We start from the raw sequence: 15,670 nt of genomic DNA, 5'->3' as shown, positions 1-15,670 counted from the left end.
CCTCAGTAGTCGTCGGAGGCGTCGCGGGGGAGCGCCGCGAAGGCCCGCGCCAGCAGGTCCCGCTGCTCCTCCGTGTGCCGCTTGAGCGTGCCGACCGACGGCGACGAGGACATGGGCCGGGTGACGCCCTCCACCCGGCGGCCCAGCTGCGGCCAGACATACAGCGTGTAATGGGGCCACGGTCCGTTGTTCTGGGGCTCGTCCTGGATCCACCGGACGTGCTTGAGGTTGGGGTACTTCGCGAGCTCGGCCTTCAGCTCGGCGACCGGCTCGGGATAGAGCTGCTCGACACGAGCGATCGCGAAGCGCGCCCCGTCCTCGCGCTTGGCGCGCTCGACCACGAGGTCCCACGTGATCCGGCCCGAGCACAGCAGGAGCGTGTCCACGGCGTCGGTGTCGGCCTGGGTGTCCGGGATGAGCGGCTGGAACTCGCCGGTGGTGAAGTCCTCCGGCATGGAGGCGGCTTCCTTGCGCTTGAGCATCGACTTCGGCGTGAAGACGATGAGCGGCTTGTGCTCCTCGCCCAGGGAGTGCCTGCGCAGGAGGTGGAAGTGCGAGGCAGGCGTGGACGGCTGCGCCACCACGAACGCCTCGTCGGCACACATCATCATGAACCGCTCGATGCGCGCGGAGGAGTGGTCGGGACCCTGGCCCTCATACCCGTGGGGCAGCAGCATCACCACGCCGGACTGCTGGCCCCACTTGGTCTCGCTCGAGGTGATGAACTCGTCGATGACGGTCTGCGCGCCGTTGACGAAGTCGCCGAACTGCGCCTCCCAGAGCACCAGCGCGTCGGGCCGGGCCACGGAGTAGCCGTACTCGAAGCCGAGCGCGGCGTACTCCGAGAGCAGCGAGTCGTAGACGTGGAACTTCGCCTGGTCCTCGGTCAGCGTCGACAACGGCGTCCACTCGTCGGCGTTGGTGCGGTCGATGATCGTGGCGAAGCGCTGCACGAAGGTGCCGCGCCGCGAGTCCTGACCCGCGAGGCGCACCGGGCGGCCGTCCATGAGCAGCGAGCCGAACGCCAGGATCTCGCCGGTGCCCCAGTCGATCGGGCCGTCGGTGATGGCCGCCGCGCGACGCTGCAGCTGGGGCATCACCTTCGGGTGCACGGTGAATCCGTCCGGCGGGGTGATGTAGGCGTCGGAGATCCGCTTGAGCACCTCGGGAGTCACCGCGGTCCGCGTCGGTCCCGCCTGCTTCTCGGGGTAGTCGGGCACGGTCGTCCACTCCGACGGCTGCGAGTCGGCCTCGCGCACCTCGGTGAAGACCCGCTCGAGCTGCTGCTGGTAGTCCTTCAGCACCTGCTCGGCCTCGTCGAGGGTGATGTCGCCACGACCGATGAGGGACTCGGTGTAGAGCTTGCGGACCGAGCGCTTCTGCTCGATGAGGTCGTACATCAGCGGCTGCGTGTACGACGGGTCGTCGCCCTCGTTGTGACCGCGCCGGCGGTAGCAGACGAGGTCGATGACGACGTCCTTGTTGAAAGTCTGCCGGTACTCGAAGGCCAGTCGCGCCACCCGGATGCACGCCTCGGGGTCGTCGCCGTTGACGTGGAAGATCGGCGCCTGGACCATGCGCGCGACGTCGGTGCAGTAGAGCGACGAACGTGACGCACCGGGGGAGGTGGTGAAGCCCACCTGGTTGTTGACGACGACGTGGATGGTGCCGCCGGTGCGGTAGCCGCGCAGCTGCGAGAGGTTGAGCGTCTCGGCGACCACGCCCTGTCCGGCGAAGGCCGCGTCGCCGTGCACCAGCAGCGGCAGCACGGGGTAGTCGGCTCCCCGGTCGAGCATGTCCTGCTTGGCGCGGGCGATGCCCTCGAGCACGGGGTCGACGGCCTCGAGGTGGGAGGGGTTCGCCGCGACCGACACCTTGATGGTGTCGCCGAGCCCGGACAGGAACTCGCCCTCGGCGCCCAGGTGGTACTTCACGTCGCCCGAGCCCTGCACCGTCCGGGGGTCGATGTTGCCCTCGAACTCGCGGAAGATCTGGCTGTACTTCTTGCCGACGATGTTGGCCAGCATGTTGAGCCGGCCGCGGTGGGCCATGCCGATGGTGACCTCGTCGAGCTCCGCCTCGGCGGCGGCCTCGCAGATCTCGTCGACCAGGGGAATGGTCGTCTCGGCGCCCTCGAGCGAGAACCGCTTCTGACCCACGAACTTCGTCTGCAGGAAGGTCTCGAAGGCCTCGGCCTGGTTGAGCTTGAGCAGGATCCGCAGCTGCTCCTCGCGCGGCGGCTTCTGGTGCGGCCGCTCGACGCGCTCCTGGATCCAGCGGCGCTGCTCGGGATCCATGATGTGCATGTACTCGATGCCGACGGTGCGGCAGTAGGAGTCGCGCAGGATGCCCAGGATCGAGCGCATCTTCATGAAGCGCCGCTCGCCGCCGAAGGAGCCCGTGGCGAACTCGCGGTCGAGGTCCCACAGGGTCAGCCCGTGCGACTCCACCTCGAGGTCGGGGTGGCTGCGCTGGCGGTACTCCAGCGGGTCGGTGTCGGCCATCAGGTGGCCGCGGACGCGGTAGGCGTGGATGAGCTCCTGGACGCGCGCCTGCTTGCTGATCTCGTCGTCGTGGCTGTGCGAGATGTCGGACGCCCAGCGGATCGGCTCGTAGGGGATGCGCAGCGCGCGGAAGATCTCGTCGTAGAAGCCCTCCTCGCCCAGGAGGAGCGCGTGCACGCGGCGCAGGAACTCACCGGACTGGGCGCCCTGGATGACCCGGTGGTCGTAGGTCGAGGTCAGCGTCATGACCTTGCTGATCGCGTTGCGGGAGATGACCTCCTCCGAGGCGCCCTGCCACTCCGGCGGGTACTCCATCGCGCCCACCCCGATGATCGCGCCCTGACCCTTCATCAGCCGCGGCACCGAGTGGTTGGTGCCGATCGTGCCGGGGTTGGTCAGCGAGATCGTGGTGCCCTGGAAGTCCTCGATGGTCAGCTTTGCGTTGCGCGCCTTGACCACGATGCCCTCGTACGCCGTCCAGAACGCCGCGAAGTCCATCGCCTCGGCGCCCTTGATGGACGGGACGAGCAGCTGCCGCGTGCCGTCGGGCTTGGCCATGTCGATGGCCAGGCCGAGGTTGATGTGCGCCGGCTGGATCAGGGTGGGCTTGCCCTCGATGATGTCGAAGCCGACGTTCATCTCGGGCATCGCGCGCAGCGCCTTGACCAGCGCGTAGCCAATGACGTGGGTGAACGACACCTTGCCGCCGCGCGCGCGGGCGAGGTGGTTGTTGATGACGGTGCGGTTGTCCCACAGGAGCTTCACCGGCACCGAGCGCACCGACGTCGCCGTGGGCACGGTCAGCGAGGCGTCCATGTTCTGCGCGGTGCGGGCGGACGCACCCCGCAGGACGGTGTAGCTCGGTTGGTCGCGCGCAGTGGTCGGCGCAGCGGCGGGCACGTCCTTGGCGACCGGCTTGGTCGTGCCACGGGCGGGCTCGACGGCGGCCGCCTCCGGGCGTGGTGTCGCCTTCGGCGCGGGCGCCGAATCCCCGTCCTGCTTCGGGGCGTCCTGCTTCGGGGCGTCCTGCTTCGGGGCGGCCTGCTGGGGAGCGGCCTGCTTCGGGGCGTCCTGCTTGGTCGCCTGCGGCTGGGAGACCGCGGCCGGCTTGTCAGCCGGCTTCTCCGCAGGCTTGTCGGCGGATCTCTCGGTGGAACTTTGGGCGGCCGATGGTGTCCCGTTGCCCGACGAAGCAGCGGGGGAGCCGTTGCTCTCGAAGTACTTCTTCCACTCCGGACCCACGCTGCCGGGGTCGGCGTCGTACTGCTCCTTCATCTCCTCCACGAGCCACTCGTTGGCTCCCAGGTCGGTGGAGGGGTTCGTGCCTTCGCTGTGGGTCTCACTGGCGGACTGCGCCACGGGTGGATTCGCCTCTTCCGGGATGCGCGCGTGGGTGGTGGTTGTCTCGACGACTGACCAGGTCAAGGCTAGTACGTCGGTGGCCATCCTTCACCGGTGGTCGAGATCAGCTCCGGGGGCGATGTTCGCGTCTGGCTCACCGTGGTTCGAGCCTCGAGCCACGCCGTGACGCGCGCATCCAATGCCGAGCCGGCCGTGTCGGGTGTTGCATGGTGGATGGCATGCGAGTCACCCCCCTCCTCGCCGTGGGCGCGCTCGTCGCCGCACTCGTGTCCGGGTGCACCAGCGACGGTCGTGAGGAGAACGCCCCCGCGTCGACGTCCTCGCCCTCTGCCACCACGGGCTCGACGACCGGCACGGACGACGCGGCAGTCGCGGTGCGCACGGTCGCGCGCAAGGGCTCGGTCACGGGCCGGATCGGCAAGGGTGAGCGCAAGGACGTCGTGAAGCGCGTGGCCCGAGTGGTCGACAAGTGGCTCGCCGCGGCGTACGTCGACGGCGACTATCCCCGTGGCGCCGGCTCGTTCGACGAGACGACCTGGCCAGGGTTCACCGACGGTGCCGCCCGCACGGCCAAGACCGACAAGGACCTGATGTCCAACGCCGACATCGCCGACCGGATCGCCGGGCTCGTGGTCAAGAAGCGCGAGATCACCGTCGACGTGCTCGCGGTCCACCGGACGGCGCGCGCCGCGACCGCGCGGCTCAAGCTGGCCTTCCGCACCGCGGGCGACCTCGAGCGCAAGGTGAGCGTGACCGGACGGGTGTTCCTGACCAAGAAGAACGGCAAGTGGAAGGTCTTCGGGTACGACGTGGCGAAGGCGCGCGTGTGATGGCCCGGCTGACCCGACGCCGGGTCGCGGGCTGGTGCCGGGTGGCGGTGCTGGCCCTGGTGCTGGGCCTGACCACGTTCGTGGTCCCGGACTCGGCGGTGAAGCCGACCGAGGTGTCGCTGGTTCGGATCCGTCACGGCGCGGGCCTCGACGCCAACCGCGAGATGATCTGGATCCTGGCCGTCGGCTCGGACGCCCGGCCGGGGCAGGACATGAACCGCACGCGCGGCGACGCCCTTCAGCTGGTCGGCATCAACACGCGCACGCACGCGGCGACCGCGATCGGGATCCCGCGCGACTCGTGGGTCGCCATCCCCGGCTACGGCAACGAGCGCGTCAACGCTGCCCTGTTCTTCGGCGGTCCGCAGCTGCTCGGGCGCACCGTGGGCAACCTCGTGGGCATCCAGCCGGACTACGTGATGGTCACGCGGTTCCCGTTCTTCGAGGACATGGTCGACTCGATCGGCGGCATCGAGGTGCGCAACCCTCGCTACTTCAGCGACTACAACCTCAAGCCCGGCGGCTTCACGGCGGGCCGCATCCACCTCGACGGGTACGGCGCCATGGCCTTCAGCAGGGTGCGCAAGACCCTGCCTGCGGGTGACTTCGACCGGTCCGCCAACCAGCAGCGCACCCTGCGCGGCATCCACGCGAAGATCCGGGCCCGGGCCGCCGAGCCCGGCTTCATGGAGCGTGGCGTGATGTCGGTGCTGGAGCACACCTCCACGAACGCCTCGCCAGGCGAGCTGTTCGAGCTGGCGCAGGCGGTCGCCCAGGTCGAGCCGGGCAAGATCACCAGCTGCGTCGTGTCGGGGCGCATCGGTGCGGTCGGGGCGGCGAGCGTGGTCTTCCCCAGCGTGGCGACCGCCCGCCGCTACGGCGACGACGCCCGCCAGGACGCGACCATCTCGCGTTGCTGAGTCGCGCACCCCTCCGGCGGTCGGGGAGGAGGCTCTGCCGACGTCACGAGACCCCGGATGCCAGGAAGCTTGTTAGGGTCCCTAACTTGGAGAGCGTGAGCGCGACCTACGGCACCGTCCTCCGCACCGAGCGGCTCTCCTCGAGCGATCCCGGACTGGTGCGCGTCGTCCTCGGCGGAGCCGGTCTCGACGACTTCGAGCCGGCGCCTTGGACCGACGCCTACGTCAACCTGCTCTTCTTGCCGCGGGGGGCGCCGTACGCCGTGCCCTTCGACCTCTCGGCGGCCCGGGCGCTGGACCGGGATCTCTGGCCGGTGCCGCGCCGCTTCACCGTCCGCCGTTGGGACGAGAGCCGACGAGAGCTGTGGATCGACTTCGTCGTCCACGGCGACACCGGCACGGCCGGCCGGTGGGCGCGGGACGCCCGCCCCGGTGACCTGCTGCAGTTCTCGGGACCGAGTGGCGCCTACCGGCCCGACGCCGAGGCACGCACCCATCTCTTGGTGGGCGACGAGAGCGCCCTGCCCGCCATCGCGGCGTCCTTGGAGGCGGTGCCCGCCGGCTCCAGGGCGGTGGTCGTCGCGCTGGTGGAGGGGCCCGACGGGGAGGTCCCTCTGGACTCGCCCGCCGACCTCACTGTGACGTGGCTGCACCGCGCGTCGCTCGACGAGCCGGCCGCCGCGGCGCTCGAAGCGGCCGTGGCAGCGGCGCGGCTCGACCCGACGGGCCTCCACGCGTTCGTGCACGGCGACGCCGTGGAGACACGCGCCGTTCGCCGCCACCTCCTCGGGGGGCTGGGGATGCCGCGCGAGCGGCTCTCGGTCTCGCCGTACTGGCGGCGCACCTTCACCGACGAGTCGTGGCGCGAGGTCAAGAAGGACTGGCTGGCGCAGGTCGAGGCCGACGTCTAGGACTCGTCGGGCGTTCCGTCCGACAGCTCTGGCGGGGGCACCAGGCGCAGCCGGGGACGCTGCGGGTCACCGGGCTCTCCGTCGGGCGACCCAGGCTCGCTGGGCTCCGGCTCGTCCAGCACCTGCTGGGCGGCGAGCTCTTCTTGTTCCTTGAACATCCCGAGCCAGCTGTTGTCGATGTGCACGCGGGATTCCCCTTCATGGTCACGGCGCAGGCGGCACCGTGAGCATGCGCCGACTCGGGGTGGTCGTCAGTCAGCGCGCCGACACAGCCGGTGTGGCGACCATGGCGCGGACCTCGCCCGGATGGTCGGTGATCAGCGCGTCCGCGCCCGCCTCGACGAACGCGCGCACCTGCCGGTTCAGGTCGCCCCCCGCGGCCGGGTCCTCGCCGATCCGGAGGTCGCGGGGGAGGAAGCGGTTCTCCCGCCGCAGCGTGAACGCCGCGACCTCGATCCCGCGCGCGTGGCTGTCGTCGACCAGCGAGGAGAGAGCGCCCGTCGCCCCCTCGGGGTCGATCGGGAAGACATGCGTCGTGTGCACTCCCAGCATCGCGATCCTCGGAGCCATCTCGTCGAGCGCCGCGTGCGAGGCGAGGTCGCCGTAGGTGCGCTCGTCGCCGAGGGCGACCAGGTCCGCGGGACGCTTGTCGGCGAGCTCGAGCAGCTGCATCAGGGGCAGTGCGGTGCGCTGCGAGAGAGTCTCCAGCGCGGTCGGCTCGAAGCTCTCCAGCACGACGTCCGACCCCGGGCCGTCCAGCCCGGCGGACTCCAGGGCGGCCAGCAGCGGGTCGACGAGCCCGAGGCCGAGCGACGCGAGGTACGCCGGGTGCTTGAGCTCGACCCACAGGCTGAACGGTCGGCTGCGCCGCACGTCGGACACGATGTCGATCACGTCGGCGAGCGTGGGGATCGGGTCGCGGCCGTCGTACGCCGCGCTGGACGGGCGGGTCCTCGGCATCCGTTCACGGGCCCGCAGCGTGCGGAGCTCGGCGTAGGTCAGGTCCTCGACGAACCAACCGGTCGCCTCCGCGCGCCCGGGGACCGTCCGCGTGGTGCGGCGGTCTGCGAGCCCGGGATGGTCGGCGACGTCCGTCGTCGCGCCGATCTGGTGCTCGTGCCGACAGACCAGCACGCCGTCCTTGGTCGAGACCACGTCGACCTCGAGCCCGTCGGCTCCTTGCTCTGCTGCGAGCGCGTAGGCGCTGCGCGTGTGCTCGGGCCGTTCGCCGCTCGCGCCGCGGTGCGCGATCACGCGGGGTCGGGGCCTGCCGGCGGGCTCGGGCACCCGCACAGCATGCCCGACCCGTGCCGGACAATGGTCGCCGTGACGCTCCCACGCATGGGCAACCTCGAGTCCCTGCCCGCGCTCGACCACCCTGACCTGCTCGGCCCGACCGTCCACGCCGCGCTGTCGTCGTGGGCGCCGGCCGACCGGGTCGCCGTCGTCCGCATCGACCCCGAGCTCGCCGACACCGCGGCGATGACCGAGGCCTACGACGTCCCCCTCGAGTCGAGCGCCAACTGCGTCGTCGTGGTGGGCGCGCGGTCGGGCGAGGAACGGGTCGCCGCGTGCGTCGTCCGGGCCGACACCCGGGCCGACGTCAACAACCTGGTCCGCAAGACGCTCGACGTCCGCAAGGCGACGTTCTTGTCGATGGATCGCGCGACCGCGGAGTCGCAGATGGAGTACGGCGGCATCAACCCGGTCGGCCTCCCCGCCGCGTGGCGGGTGCTGGTCGACGCGCGCTGCGTCGCGATCGAGGCCGCGATCATCGGCTCCGGCGTACGGCACTCCAAGCTGCTGATCCCAGGCGAGCTGCTGGCCGAGCTCCCCGGTGTCGAGGTGCTCGACGACCTGGGTCGATAGCGGGGGGCCGTCAGTCGGTTCGTTGGCCAGTTCGTCAGCCGGTTCGTCAGCCGGTTCGTCGGCCGGGGTCGCTAGGCGTCGGGACCCAGCCCGACCTCCACCTCGTCGTCCTGCTGGTCGGGCAGGTCGTCCTCGGTCCGGAGCAACCCGGCGACGGACTCGCCGTCCGGGTCCTCCTCGGCTGCGTTGACTGGTTCTTGGGGCGTGGAGGTCACGACGCTCCGTACCCGCGGCCTAGAGTCGGTAGGCGTGAGGATCGGTTCGCTGCTCGTCGCGGTCACCGTCACCGTGCTGGTCGCCGGCTGCTCGTCTGAGGAGCCCGACGCGGAGCCGGCCCCGACACGTTCTGCCTCGACACCCTCTGAGCCGACGTCTTCCTCGACGTCGTCCGCGTCGACCGCGTCCCCGTCGGAGGGGTTGACCGCCGACTCGGCACGAGTGGCGCTGGAGGCGGTGGGGTCGCCCGAGGACGGTGAGTTCGACGGCGGGAAGTTCGACTACGACAAGCCACTGCTGCGCGGGCAGCTCGCGGCCGACGGCCACCTGTCGTCGGACTCGTGGGACGTCTATGTGGAGCTCGACAACGGCCAGGTCGGCTCGTGGGGCGCAGGCATGGACGTGTGGGACTCGCCACGCGCGGCGCGGGTCGGGGCCGAGCGGGAGGCGGGCTTCCTGACCTGCGACGGACCGCGCCGACCCGTCGCGCTGCCCGACACCGGCGACCGCTTCCTGGTTGCGACCTCGTGCCGCAAGCCCGGGAACGACGGCTGGCGCGCGACCGCAGCCGCGTCCGACGGCCTGGTCTCGCGCAACCTCACCGTCGCCGCCCGCACCCGCGCCGTCACCGAGCGGGGGCTGGTCGCCGCGTGGGCCTCGCTCACCGACACGGCGGCGGAGGTCGTCGCGAGCCTTCCGTCGTCGTGATCGACCCGGAGACGGTCGACTGGGCGCGGTCCGACGCGTCACGGTCGTCGAGTCTCTCGCGCTGCTGCGAGTCAGCCGTCGAGCTCGGACAGCACCTGACCGACGGTCCGGATCGAGTCCGCCGTGATCGGGTCGAGGACCAGCTGGAGATGGGTGGCGCCGGCAGCGGCCAGGGCGCGTACGTGCCCGACCAGGTCGGCGGGGGTCACGGTGCGCACCTTGCCGTCGTACTTGTCGCCCATGAGCCGTCCGGATCCGTCGTTCAGCGTGACCATCACCGCCGCCGTGGCCTCGACCACCCGATCGACCGGCATGACGTCGTCGACGCCCGCCTTGACCTCGGCGAAGCGCTCGGCCGAGTTGCCATAGATGCTCCACCAGACGTTCCAGGAGTCGACGACGGGCAGCCCGATGCCCAGCATCCGGGGTGAGTTGGAGCCGAGCATGATCGGCGGACCGCCCGGCCGCACCGGCAGCGGGTCGAGCACGCAGTCGTCGACGTCGTAGAACCGTCCGTGGAACGTCGTGCGGCCCTCGCGCAGCAGCGGCACGATGATCGCCAGCGCCTCCTCGAAGCGGGAGACGCGGCGGTCGTAGGGGAAGCCGTACGCCGCGTACTCGCGCTGGTTCCAGCCGGCACCCAGCCCCACGATCAGCCGGCCGCCGGAGATCGCGTCGACCGTCGCTGCTTGCTTGGCCAGCATGGCCGGCGCGTGGAAGCTGGTGGCGGCGACCAGCGGTCCGATCTCGACCCGGCTCGTGACGGCGGCGATCGCCGCCAGCGTCGTCCACGCCTCGTAGGGCCCGCGCGTGCTGCCGTCGGGCAGGTCGTAGATCAGGTGGTCGCCCACCCAGACCGAGTCGAGCCCGACGTCCTCCGCCAGCCGGGCCAGGTCGAGGTACTCCGGCCACGGCACGAACCGCTCGACCTCGGGTAGCTGGACGCCGATCTTGCAGGGGCGTGTCATGCCAGGACTCTAGGCGCAGCAGACGAAGGGAGAACGACCCCGAACCTCATTCGCCTCCGACGCTGGCAAGCACGTCCACGACCTGGTCGACGTGGGTGACGAAAGCCCGTCCCGTGGGCAGAAGTGCGGGTGGCAGCGATCAAGGCGCGTAACAGCCGCCCGGACACGTGCCGGTCGTCCTCGACGGCCCAACGCAGCCGCGGGTACCTGGTCGCGGCGCAGCGGGTCAGTTTGAGCTGCCCGGCCGCGGTGGCCGGGACCGTGATCGAGGGGACATCATCCGGGCGGGTTGGCGGGTGGACACGCCTCAGTCGAGCAGAGCGCCACACGTTCCTATCAAGTCACACCGGCCGACCCGGACCTGAACCCCCATGGACACTTCGGTCGACAGACACCCCACGCCGCAAGCGGCGTTGGTTGCTAGCGACGTCCTCGACCACCGAGCGGTGACTACGCGCCGGCCCGTGCAGCCATCTGTGAGGTGAGCGTCACACAACAAGACCTCGAAGGCCCTGTGAACAAGGGGTTCCTGTGACTCTCGGTTGTCGGTGGTCACCTCTACCGTAGTCGGTGATGAGCTACTCGACGCCCACTCCGCGCCACCCGTTGGTGGAGTTCGCCGACGTCTTGGAGAAGGCGCTCGCGGAAGTCGTCGATGTCGACCCGGCCTACCTGTCCACTGAGCAGAAGTCAGATCTGCTGCGCCGGCTCACCCCGCTCGTCTCACAAGCCGAAGGCGTACGCCTCCGCGTCGTCGCAGCCTCCGAGGACGTGGCCGCCGAGCACGCCGACAAACGTGTCGCGGACTGGGTCGCCCGTCAGACCAGGTGCGACAAACGCGCCGCCCACGCCCAACAGAGTCTCGCCGAAGCCCTCGACGCACGGTGGACACGCATCGGCGGCGGCGTGACCTCGGGGCGGGTGCACCTCGACCAGGCCCGAGTGATCGTCCGGGCGCTCGACCAGCTCCCACCCCAGATCGGCCCCGAGGTCCGCCGTCTCGCCGAGGAACGACTGCTCGAGTTCGCTGACTCCTTCGGGCCGCGTGACCTGGTCAAGCTGGGTGACCGGATCCTCGCCTACGTCGCACCCGAGGTCGCCGACGCCCAGGAGCTGAAGGCGTTGGAAGCGGCCGAACGCAGAGCCGAAACCAGGACGCGGTTGACCTACAAGACCAGACCCGACGGGTCCCTGGAGTACTCCGGGGTCCTCCCCCCGTCGAGGGCGCGATCCTCAAGACCGTCATCGACGCCAAGTCCTCACCCCGACGCCGCGACCAAGCCGGCGGATGGACCGACCCAGCCACCGGGCAACGCCTCACCGCCGACCAAGTCCGCGGCGAGGCGTTCCGAGACCTCATCGCCAACCTCGACCCCCAAGACCTCGGCCAGCACGGCGGCATGCCCGTGTCGGTGTTCGTGACCATGACCCACCGAGAGCTCACCACCGGGCTCGGCACCGCCCAGCTGTCCACCGGGGAGACCATCACCGCCGGCCACGCCCGCCGCCTCGCCTGCAATGCCGGGCTGATCCCCGCCGTGCTCGGCACCCAGTCCGAGGTCCTCGACCTCGGCCGCACCGCCAGACTCCACACGCCCGCCCAACGCAAAGCCCGCCTCCTCACCACGACCGAGTGCCAGATCGACGGCTGCACCGTCCCCGCCGCCTGGTGCGAGAGCCACCACCGAGACCCATGGGCAAACGGCGGAAAGACCAACCACCAAGACCACTACTTCGCCTGCGCCTGGCACCACCACAAGATCCACGACCCCCGATACCAGACCACCTACCACCCCAACGGCACCATCACCCTGCACCGGCGCACGTGAGCTGCCTGCTTCCGCCAGAAGGTCAGCCGGCGACCCGCGACGGTCAGAGACGGCTGAGGACGTCGTAGTCCTTCATGCCCGTGTTCTTGGCGATCCCGAAGCATCATCAGGGTCTGCTGGAGCCAGCTGAAGACGATGTAGACCAAGAGGCCTACGACGGCGCCGATCAAGAGCCCGAATGCACCGAATGTGCCGATCGCAGGCTCGTCCAGCGACCCCGCCAGCCGAGTGCTGGCACCGATCGACACGGACACAGCGAGCGCGATCAGGCCCAGCGCGACCCACTTCACCAAACCGATGACATACACCAGGCGCGTCGCCGAGCCCGTGCTCACCGATCCGCCTGACCTGCCCATGCCGTCCCCGTCCCCGTCCTCGCCTCGAGCGGGCACGGCAACCGACGTCAAGGACTCCCGTCCCTAGAACGGGCGCCTCAGCGCCCGAGGACCTCGCGCTCGCCAGGATCACGCGCCGGGTCGGCCGCGGGGAGGGCGTCGTACGCCCAGTCGGAGCGCTTCCACTCGGGGACCGGGGTGGCGCAGCCGGCGGCGGGGACGAAGCGCGAGCGCTGCTTCAACTCGTAGCGGTGGAGGTAACGCGGGCAGTTCGGGTAGACCGCGCGGGCCTTGACCCGGACCACGAACTGCGCCTCGAGGTACTCCTCCCGCAGCGGGTCGTCGAGGTCGATGCTGGCGATGCCCTCGAACCGCATCCGGTGGCCGCGCTCGAGGTCGACGAAGAGCATGCCGACGTGCGGGTTGACCAGGACGTTGCCGGCGGAGCGGTACATCCCGTTGCCGTCGTAGCTCGGGAAGGCGAGCGTCGTCTCGTCGAGCACGCGCACGAACCCCGGATCGCCGCCCTTGTAGGAGCAGCTCGGACGGCCCTCGGCATCGGCGGTGGCGAGGAAGAACATGTCCCGCGCCTCGATGAATGCCTTGTCGCCCTCGTTGATCGTGTCGCTGACGAGCAGCTCGTCGATCCGGTCGGCCAGGGCCCGGATGTCGTGCCGGTCCTGCAGAGTGCGGCTGCCGTCGTGGTATCCGGTCGACATGGGCCCTCCTCGTGGCCGGGTCCTTCCCTGGATCAAGGCTAGACCGGCCATGGCGTCGGCGCCCCCCGAGTGCCACCGTGGTGTCATGGAGGCGCGAGCGGCATACGAGGCAGCGGTCGAGGCGTGGACGGCGCGAGTGCTGCAGGTCGGCCCGGAGCAGTGGGCGGCGCCGACGCCCTGCACCGAGTGGGACGTGCGGGCGCTGGTCAACCACGTGGTCGGTGAGGACCTCTGGACGGGACCGCTGATGAGGGGGGCCACGATCGCGGAGGTGGGGGACCGCTTCGACGGCGACCTGCTCGGGGACCAACCACGGGAGACGGCGTTGGAGGCCGCCCGCGAGGCCGTCGCCGCGGTGGCCGAGACGCTGCCCTCGCACGGCGTGGTGCACCTGTCGTACGGCGACGAGCAGGCGGACGAGTACGTCGCCCAGCTGACCGCCGACCACGTCGTGCACGCCTGGGACCTGGCCGCCGCGACCGGCAGCAGCACCGAGTTCGACGCCGATCTCACCGCGACCGTGGCGGCGTGGTTCGCCGGGCGGGAGGAGATGTATCGGTCGGCGGGCATCATCGGACCGCGGGCGAAGGCGGCCGGCGACGACCCCTGGTCGATGCTGCTGGCCGCCTCCGGGCGGGACGCTCGCTGGGCGGCTGCGAAGTGAGTACCCCCGGTAGGATTCGAACCTACGCTCCCGCCTCCGGAGGGCGGTGCTCTATCCCCTGAGCTACGGGGGCCCGGGTCTGGACGACCATACCCGCCCGTTCTCCGTGGAGTGAAACCGATGAGAGGCGTGGGACGACACGCCGATAGGCTTGAGCGGTGACTCCTGAGCAGCTGTCCGCGGCGATCGTGGCGGCGTTGAACGACCTGGTGGACGACGGTGCCGTCACCCTGTCTCCCACAGAGAACGGGGCGGGCGGCGTGCCGGACACGGTGGTGGTCGAGCGTCCTCGGCAGCGGGAGCACGGCGACTACGCGACCAACGTCGCGCTCCAGCTCGCCAAGCAGGCCGGGACCGGTCCTCGCGCGCTGGCCGAGCTGGTGGCCAAGCGGCTCGAGGCGACCGCGGGCATCGCGAAGGTCGACATCGCCGGACCCGGCTTCCTCAACATCACCGTCGAGAGCGGCGCCCAAGGGCAGGTGGCCGCCGACATCGTGGCCGCCGGAGCGGCGTACGGCACCACGACCACCGGAGCCGGTGAGAAGGTCAACGTCGAGTTCGTCTCGGCGAACCCGACCGGACCCGTGACGCTGGCCAGCGCCCGCTGGGCCGCCGTGGGCGACGCCGTCGCCCGGCTGATCGAGGCGACCGGCAGCGAGGTCGCCCGGGAGTACTACTTCAACGACCACGGTGCGCAGATCGACCGGTTGGCCCGGTCCCTGCTGGCGCGGGGGCGGGGGCGGGAGGTCCCCGAGGACGGCTATCCCGGCAGCTACGTCACCGACCTGGCCGAGCAGGTGCTCGCCGAGCACCCGGAGGTCCGCGACCTGGACGACGAGGCCGCCCAGGAGGCGTTCCGCGAGCACGGCGTCGCGTTGCTCTTCGACGAGATCAAGCAGACCCTCGCCGACTTCCGCGTCGAGTTCGACGTCTGGTTCCACGAGAACGACCTGCACAAGAGCGGGGCCGTCGAGAAGGCGATCAAGCGGCTCACCGAGCTGGGCAACACCTACGAGTCCGACGGGGCGCTCTGGCTGGCCACCGAGAAGTTCGGCGACGACAAGGACAGGGTGATCGTCCGGTCCAGCGGCCAGCCGGCGTACCTGTCGGGCGACCTGGCCTACTACCTGAACAAGCGCGAGCGCGGCTTCGACCGCTGTGTGATCCTGCTCGGCGCCGATCACCACGGCTACGTCGGCCGGATGATGGCGATGTGCGCCGCCTTCGGCGACGTGCCCGGCAAGAACCTCGAGATCATCATCGGCCAGATGGTCAACCTGCTGAGCCACGGCTCCGTGGTCCGGATGGGCAAGCGGATGGGCAACATCATCACGCTGGACGACCTGGTCGAGTCGATCGGTGTCGACGCCGCCCGCTACGCCCTGGTCCGCAACTCGATGGACGTCAACCTCGACATCGACATCGACCTGTGGGCCAAGGCCACCAGCGACAACCCCGTCTTCTACGTGCAGTACGCCCACGCCCGGATCTCGTCGATCCTGCGCAACGGCGCGGAGCTCGGTCTGCAGGCCGAGCCGGCAGCGGCCGGCATGCTGACGCACGAGCGGGAGGGCGACCTGCTCCGGGCGCTCGCCGACTACCCCCGCGTGGTGGCCAACGCCGCGCAGCTGCGCGAGCCGCACCGGATCGCGCGCTACCTCGAGGACACGGCGTCGGCGTACCACAAGTTCTACGACTCCTGCCGTGTGCTGCCCATGGGCGACGAGGAGCCGACCGACCTCCACCGGGCCCGGCTGCTGCTGGTCGACGCCACCCGGGTCGTGCTGGCCAACGGCCTGGCCCTGCTCGGGGTCACCGCCCCCGAGCGCATGTAG

Annotated in this window: 14 protein-coding genes, 1 tRNA gene and 1 pseudogene; 8 read left to right on the top strand and 8 right to left on the bottom strand. The window is 70.5% G+C overall.

Annotation, left to right across the window (positions count from 1 at the left end):
• Nucleotides 1–2: 2 nt before the first annotated feature.
• Entirely contained in the window at nucleotides 3–3,863 is a 3,861-nt protein-coding gene (locus tag ABD295_RS10250; protein ID WP_344303606.1) for a multifunctional oxoglutarate decarboxylase/oxoglutarate dehydrogenase thiamine pyrophosphate-binding subunit/dihydrolipoyllysine-residue succinyltransferase subunit, read from the bottom strand.
• 221 nt (nucleotides 3,864–4,084) lie between these two features.
• Here ABD295_RS10250 and ABD295_RS10245 point away from each other — a divergent pair, with 221 nt between their 5' ends.
• The 3 genes from ABD295_RS10245 to ABD295_RS10235 all read left to right on the top strand — a co-directional run bounded on the left by ABD295_RS10245 (nucleotide 4,085) and on the right by ABD295_RS10235 (nucleotide 6,527).
• Nucleotides 4,085–4,696: a hypothetical protein gene (locus ABD295_RS10245; RefSeq protein ID WP_344303605.1), complete on the top strand. Its 612-nt coding sequence runs from the start codon at nucleotides 4,085–4,087 to the stop codon at nucleotides 4,694–4,696.
• Nucleotides 4,696–5,616, top strand: a complete 921-nt coding sequence (locus ABD295_RS10240) for an LCP family protein (protein WP_344303604.1) — start codon at nucleotides 4,696–4,698, stop codon at nucleotides 5,614–5,616. Before ABD295_RS10245 ends, ABD295_RS10240 begins: the two co-directional genes overlap by 1 nt.
• A 95-nt stretch (nucleotides 5,617–5,711) precedes the next feature.
• Nucleotides 5,712–6,527 carry a siderophore-interacting protein gene (locus ABD295_RS10235; protein ID WP_344303603.1) on the top strand — a complete coding sequence of 272 codons (816 nt, stop codon included), beginning with the start codon at nucleotides 5,712–5,714 and terminating at the stop codon, nucleotides 6,525–6,527.
• Here the strand turns inward: ABD295_RS10235 and ABD295_RS10230 are convergent.
• The gene (locus tag ABD295_RS10230; RefSeq protein WP_344303602.1) at nucleotides 6,524–6,712 is read right to left on the bottom strand and encodes a hypothetical protein; all 189 of its coding nucleotides are present in this window, start codon (nucleotides 6,710–6,712) and stop codon (nucleotides 6,524–6,526) included. The genes ABD295_RS10235 and ABD295_RS10230 overlap by 4 nt on opposite strands.
• Before the next feature lie 70 nt (nucleotides 6,713–6,782).
• Nucleotides 6,783–7,814 carry a glycerophosphodiester phosphodiesterase family protein gene (locus ABD295_RS10225; protein ID WP_344303601.1) on the bottom strand — a complete coding sequence of 344 codons (1,032 nt, stop codon included), beginning with the start codon at nucleotides 7,812–7,814 and terminating at the stop codon, nucleotides 6,783–6,785.
• A gap of 30 nt (nucleotides 7,815–7,844) precedes the next feature.
• Between ABD295_RS10225 and ABD295_RS10220 the strand changes: the two genes are divergently transcribed.
• Entirely contained in the window at nucleotides 7,845–8,396 is a 552-nt protein-coding gene (locus ABD295_RS10220; protein ID WP_344304046.1) for a YbaK/EbsC family protein, read from the top strand.
• A 71-nt stretch (nucleotides 8,397–8,467) separates the two neighbouring features.
• On the opposite strand, the gene ABD295_RS10215 is transcribed toward ABD295_RS10220, so the two are convergent.
• Nucleotides 8,468–8,611: a hypothetical protein gene (locus ABD295_RS10215; RefSeq protein ID WP_344303600.1), complete on the bottom strand. Its 144-nt coding sequence runs from the start codon at nucleotides 8,609–8,611 to the stop codon at nucleotides 8,468–8,470.
• Nucleotides 8,612–8,645: 34 nt separating this feature from the next.
• Between ABD295_RS10215 and ABD295_RS10210 the strand changes: the two genes are divergently transcribed.
• Nucleotides 8,646–9,320 (top strand): hypothetical protein, encoded by a 675-nt coding sequence (locus tag ABD295_RS10210; protein ID WP_344303599.1) that lies wholly within the window; start codon nucleotides 8,646–8,648, stop codon nucleotides 9,318–9,320.
• A gap of 71 nt (nucleotides 9,321–9,391) precedes the next feature.
• On the opposite strand, the gene ABD295_RS10205 is transcribed toward ABD295_RS10210, so the two are convergent.
• Complete coding sequence (locus ABD295_RS10205) at nucleotides 9,392–10,288, bottom strand: LLM class flavin-dependent oxidoreductase (protein WP_344303598.1); 897 nt, start codon at nucleotides 10,286–10,288, stop codon at nucleotides 9,392–9,394.
• A gap of 573 nt (nucleotides 10,289–10,861) precedes the next feature.
• Between ABD295_RS10205 and ABD295_RS21175 the strand changes: the two are divergent.
• A pseudogene (locus tag ABD295_RS21175) lies at nucleotides 10,862–12,117 on the top strand (HNH endonuclease signature motif containing protein).
• Here ABD295_RS21175 and ABD295_RS10190 read toward each other — a convergent pair.
• Both ABD295_RS10190 and ABD295_RS10185 read right to left on the bottom strand, forming a co-directional pair.
• Complete coding sequence (locus ABD295_RS10190; RefSeq protein ID WP_344303597.1) at nucleotides 12,075–12,452, bottom strand: hypothetical protein; 378 nt, start codon at nucleotides 12,450–12,452, stop codon at nucleotides 12,075–12,077. The pseudogene ABD295_RS21175 and the gene ABD295_RS10190 sit on opposite strands and share 43 nt — an antisense overlap.
• A 98-nt stretch (nucleotides 12,453–12,550) precedes the next feature.
• Entirely contained in the window at nucleotides 12,551–13,171 is a 621-nt protein-coding gene (locus tag ABD295_RS10185) for a pyridoxamine 5'-phosphate oxidase family protein (protein ID WP_344303596.1), read from the bottom strand.
• An 85-nt stretch (nucleotides 13,172–13,256) separates the two neighbouring features.
• Here ABD295_RS10185 and ABD295_RS10180 point away from each other — a divergent pair, with 85 nt between their 5' ends.
• Nucleotides 13,257–13,835 (top strand): TIGR03086 family metal-binding protein, encoded by a 579-nt coding sequence (locus tag ABD295_RS10180; RefSeq protein ID WP_344303595.1) that lies wholly within the window; start codon nucleotides 13,257–13,259, stop codon nucleotides 13,833–13,835.
• 1 nt (nucleotide 13,836) lies between these two features.
• Here the strand turns inward: ABD295_RS10180 and ABD295_RS10175 are convergent.
• Nucleotides 13,837–13,908 (bottom strand) — tRNA-Arg (locus tag ABD295_RS10175).
• Between the two features lie 85 nt (nucleotides 13,909–13,993).
• On the opposite strand from ABD295_RS10175, the gene argS reads away from it, so the two are divergent.
• Nucleotides 13,994–15,670: an arginine--tRNA ligase gene (gene argS, locus ABD295_RS10170; RefSeq protein WP_344303594.1), complete on the top strand. Its 1,677-nt coding sequence runs from the start codon at nucleotides 13,994–13,996 to the stop codon at nucleotides 15,668–15,670.

This window comes from Nocardioides bigeumensis, from assembly GCF_039531755.1.
Taxonomy (GTDB): Bacteria; Actinomycetota; Actinomycetes; order Propionibacteriales; family Nocardioidaceae; genus Nocardioides; species Nocardioides bigeumensis.
This window is presented reverse-complemented; position numbering and strand designations above follow the sequence as displayed.

Excerpts from the sequence above, each read along its gene's own strand:
- ABD295_RS10245 (WP_344303605.1), top strand. The coding sequence starts at position 4,085 with ATGCGAGTCACCCCCCTCCTCGCCGTGGGCGCGCTCGTCGCCGCACTC.
- ABD295_RS10240 (WP_344303604.1), top strand. The coding sequence starts at position 4,696 with ATGGCCCGGCTGACCCGACGCCGGGTCGCGGGCTGGTGCCGGGTGGCG.
- ABD295_RS10220 (WP_344304046.1), top strand. The coding sequence starts at position 7,845 with ATGGTCGCCGTGACGCTCCCACGCATGGGCAACCTCGAGTCCCTGCCC.
- ABD295_RS10205 (WP_344303598.1), bottom strand. The coding sequence starts at position 10,288 with ATGACACGCCCCTGCAAGATCGGCGTCCAGCTACCCGAGGTCGAGCGG.
- ABD295_RS10185 (WP_344303596.1), bottom strand. The coding sequence starts at position 13,171 with ATGTCGACCGGATACCACGACGGCAGCCGCACTCTGCAGGACCGGCAC.
- ABD295_RS10180 (WP_344303595.1), top strand. The coding sequence starts at position 13,257 with ATGGAGGCGCGAGCGGCATACGAGGCAGCGGTCGAGGCGTGGACGGCG.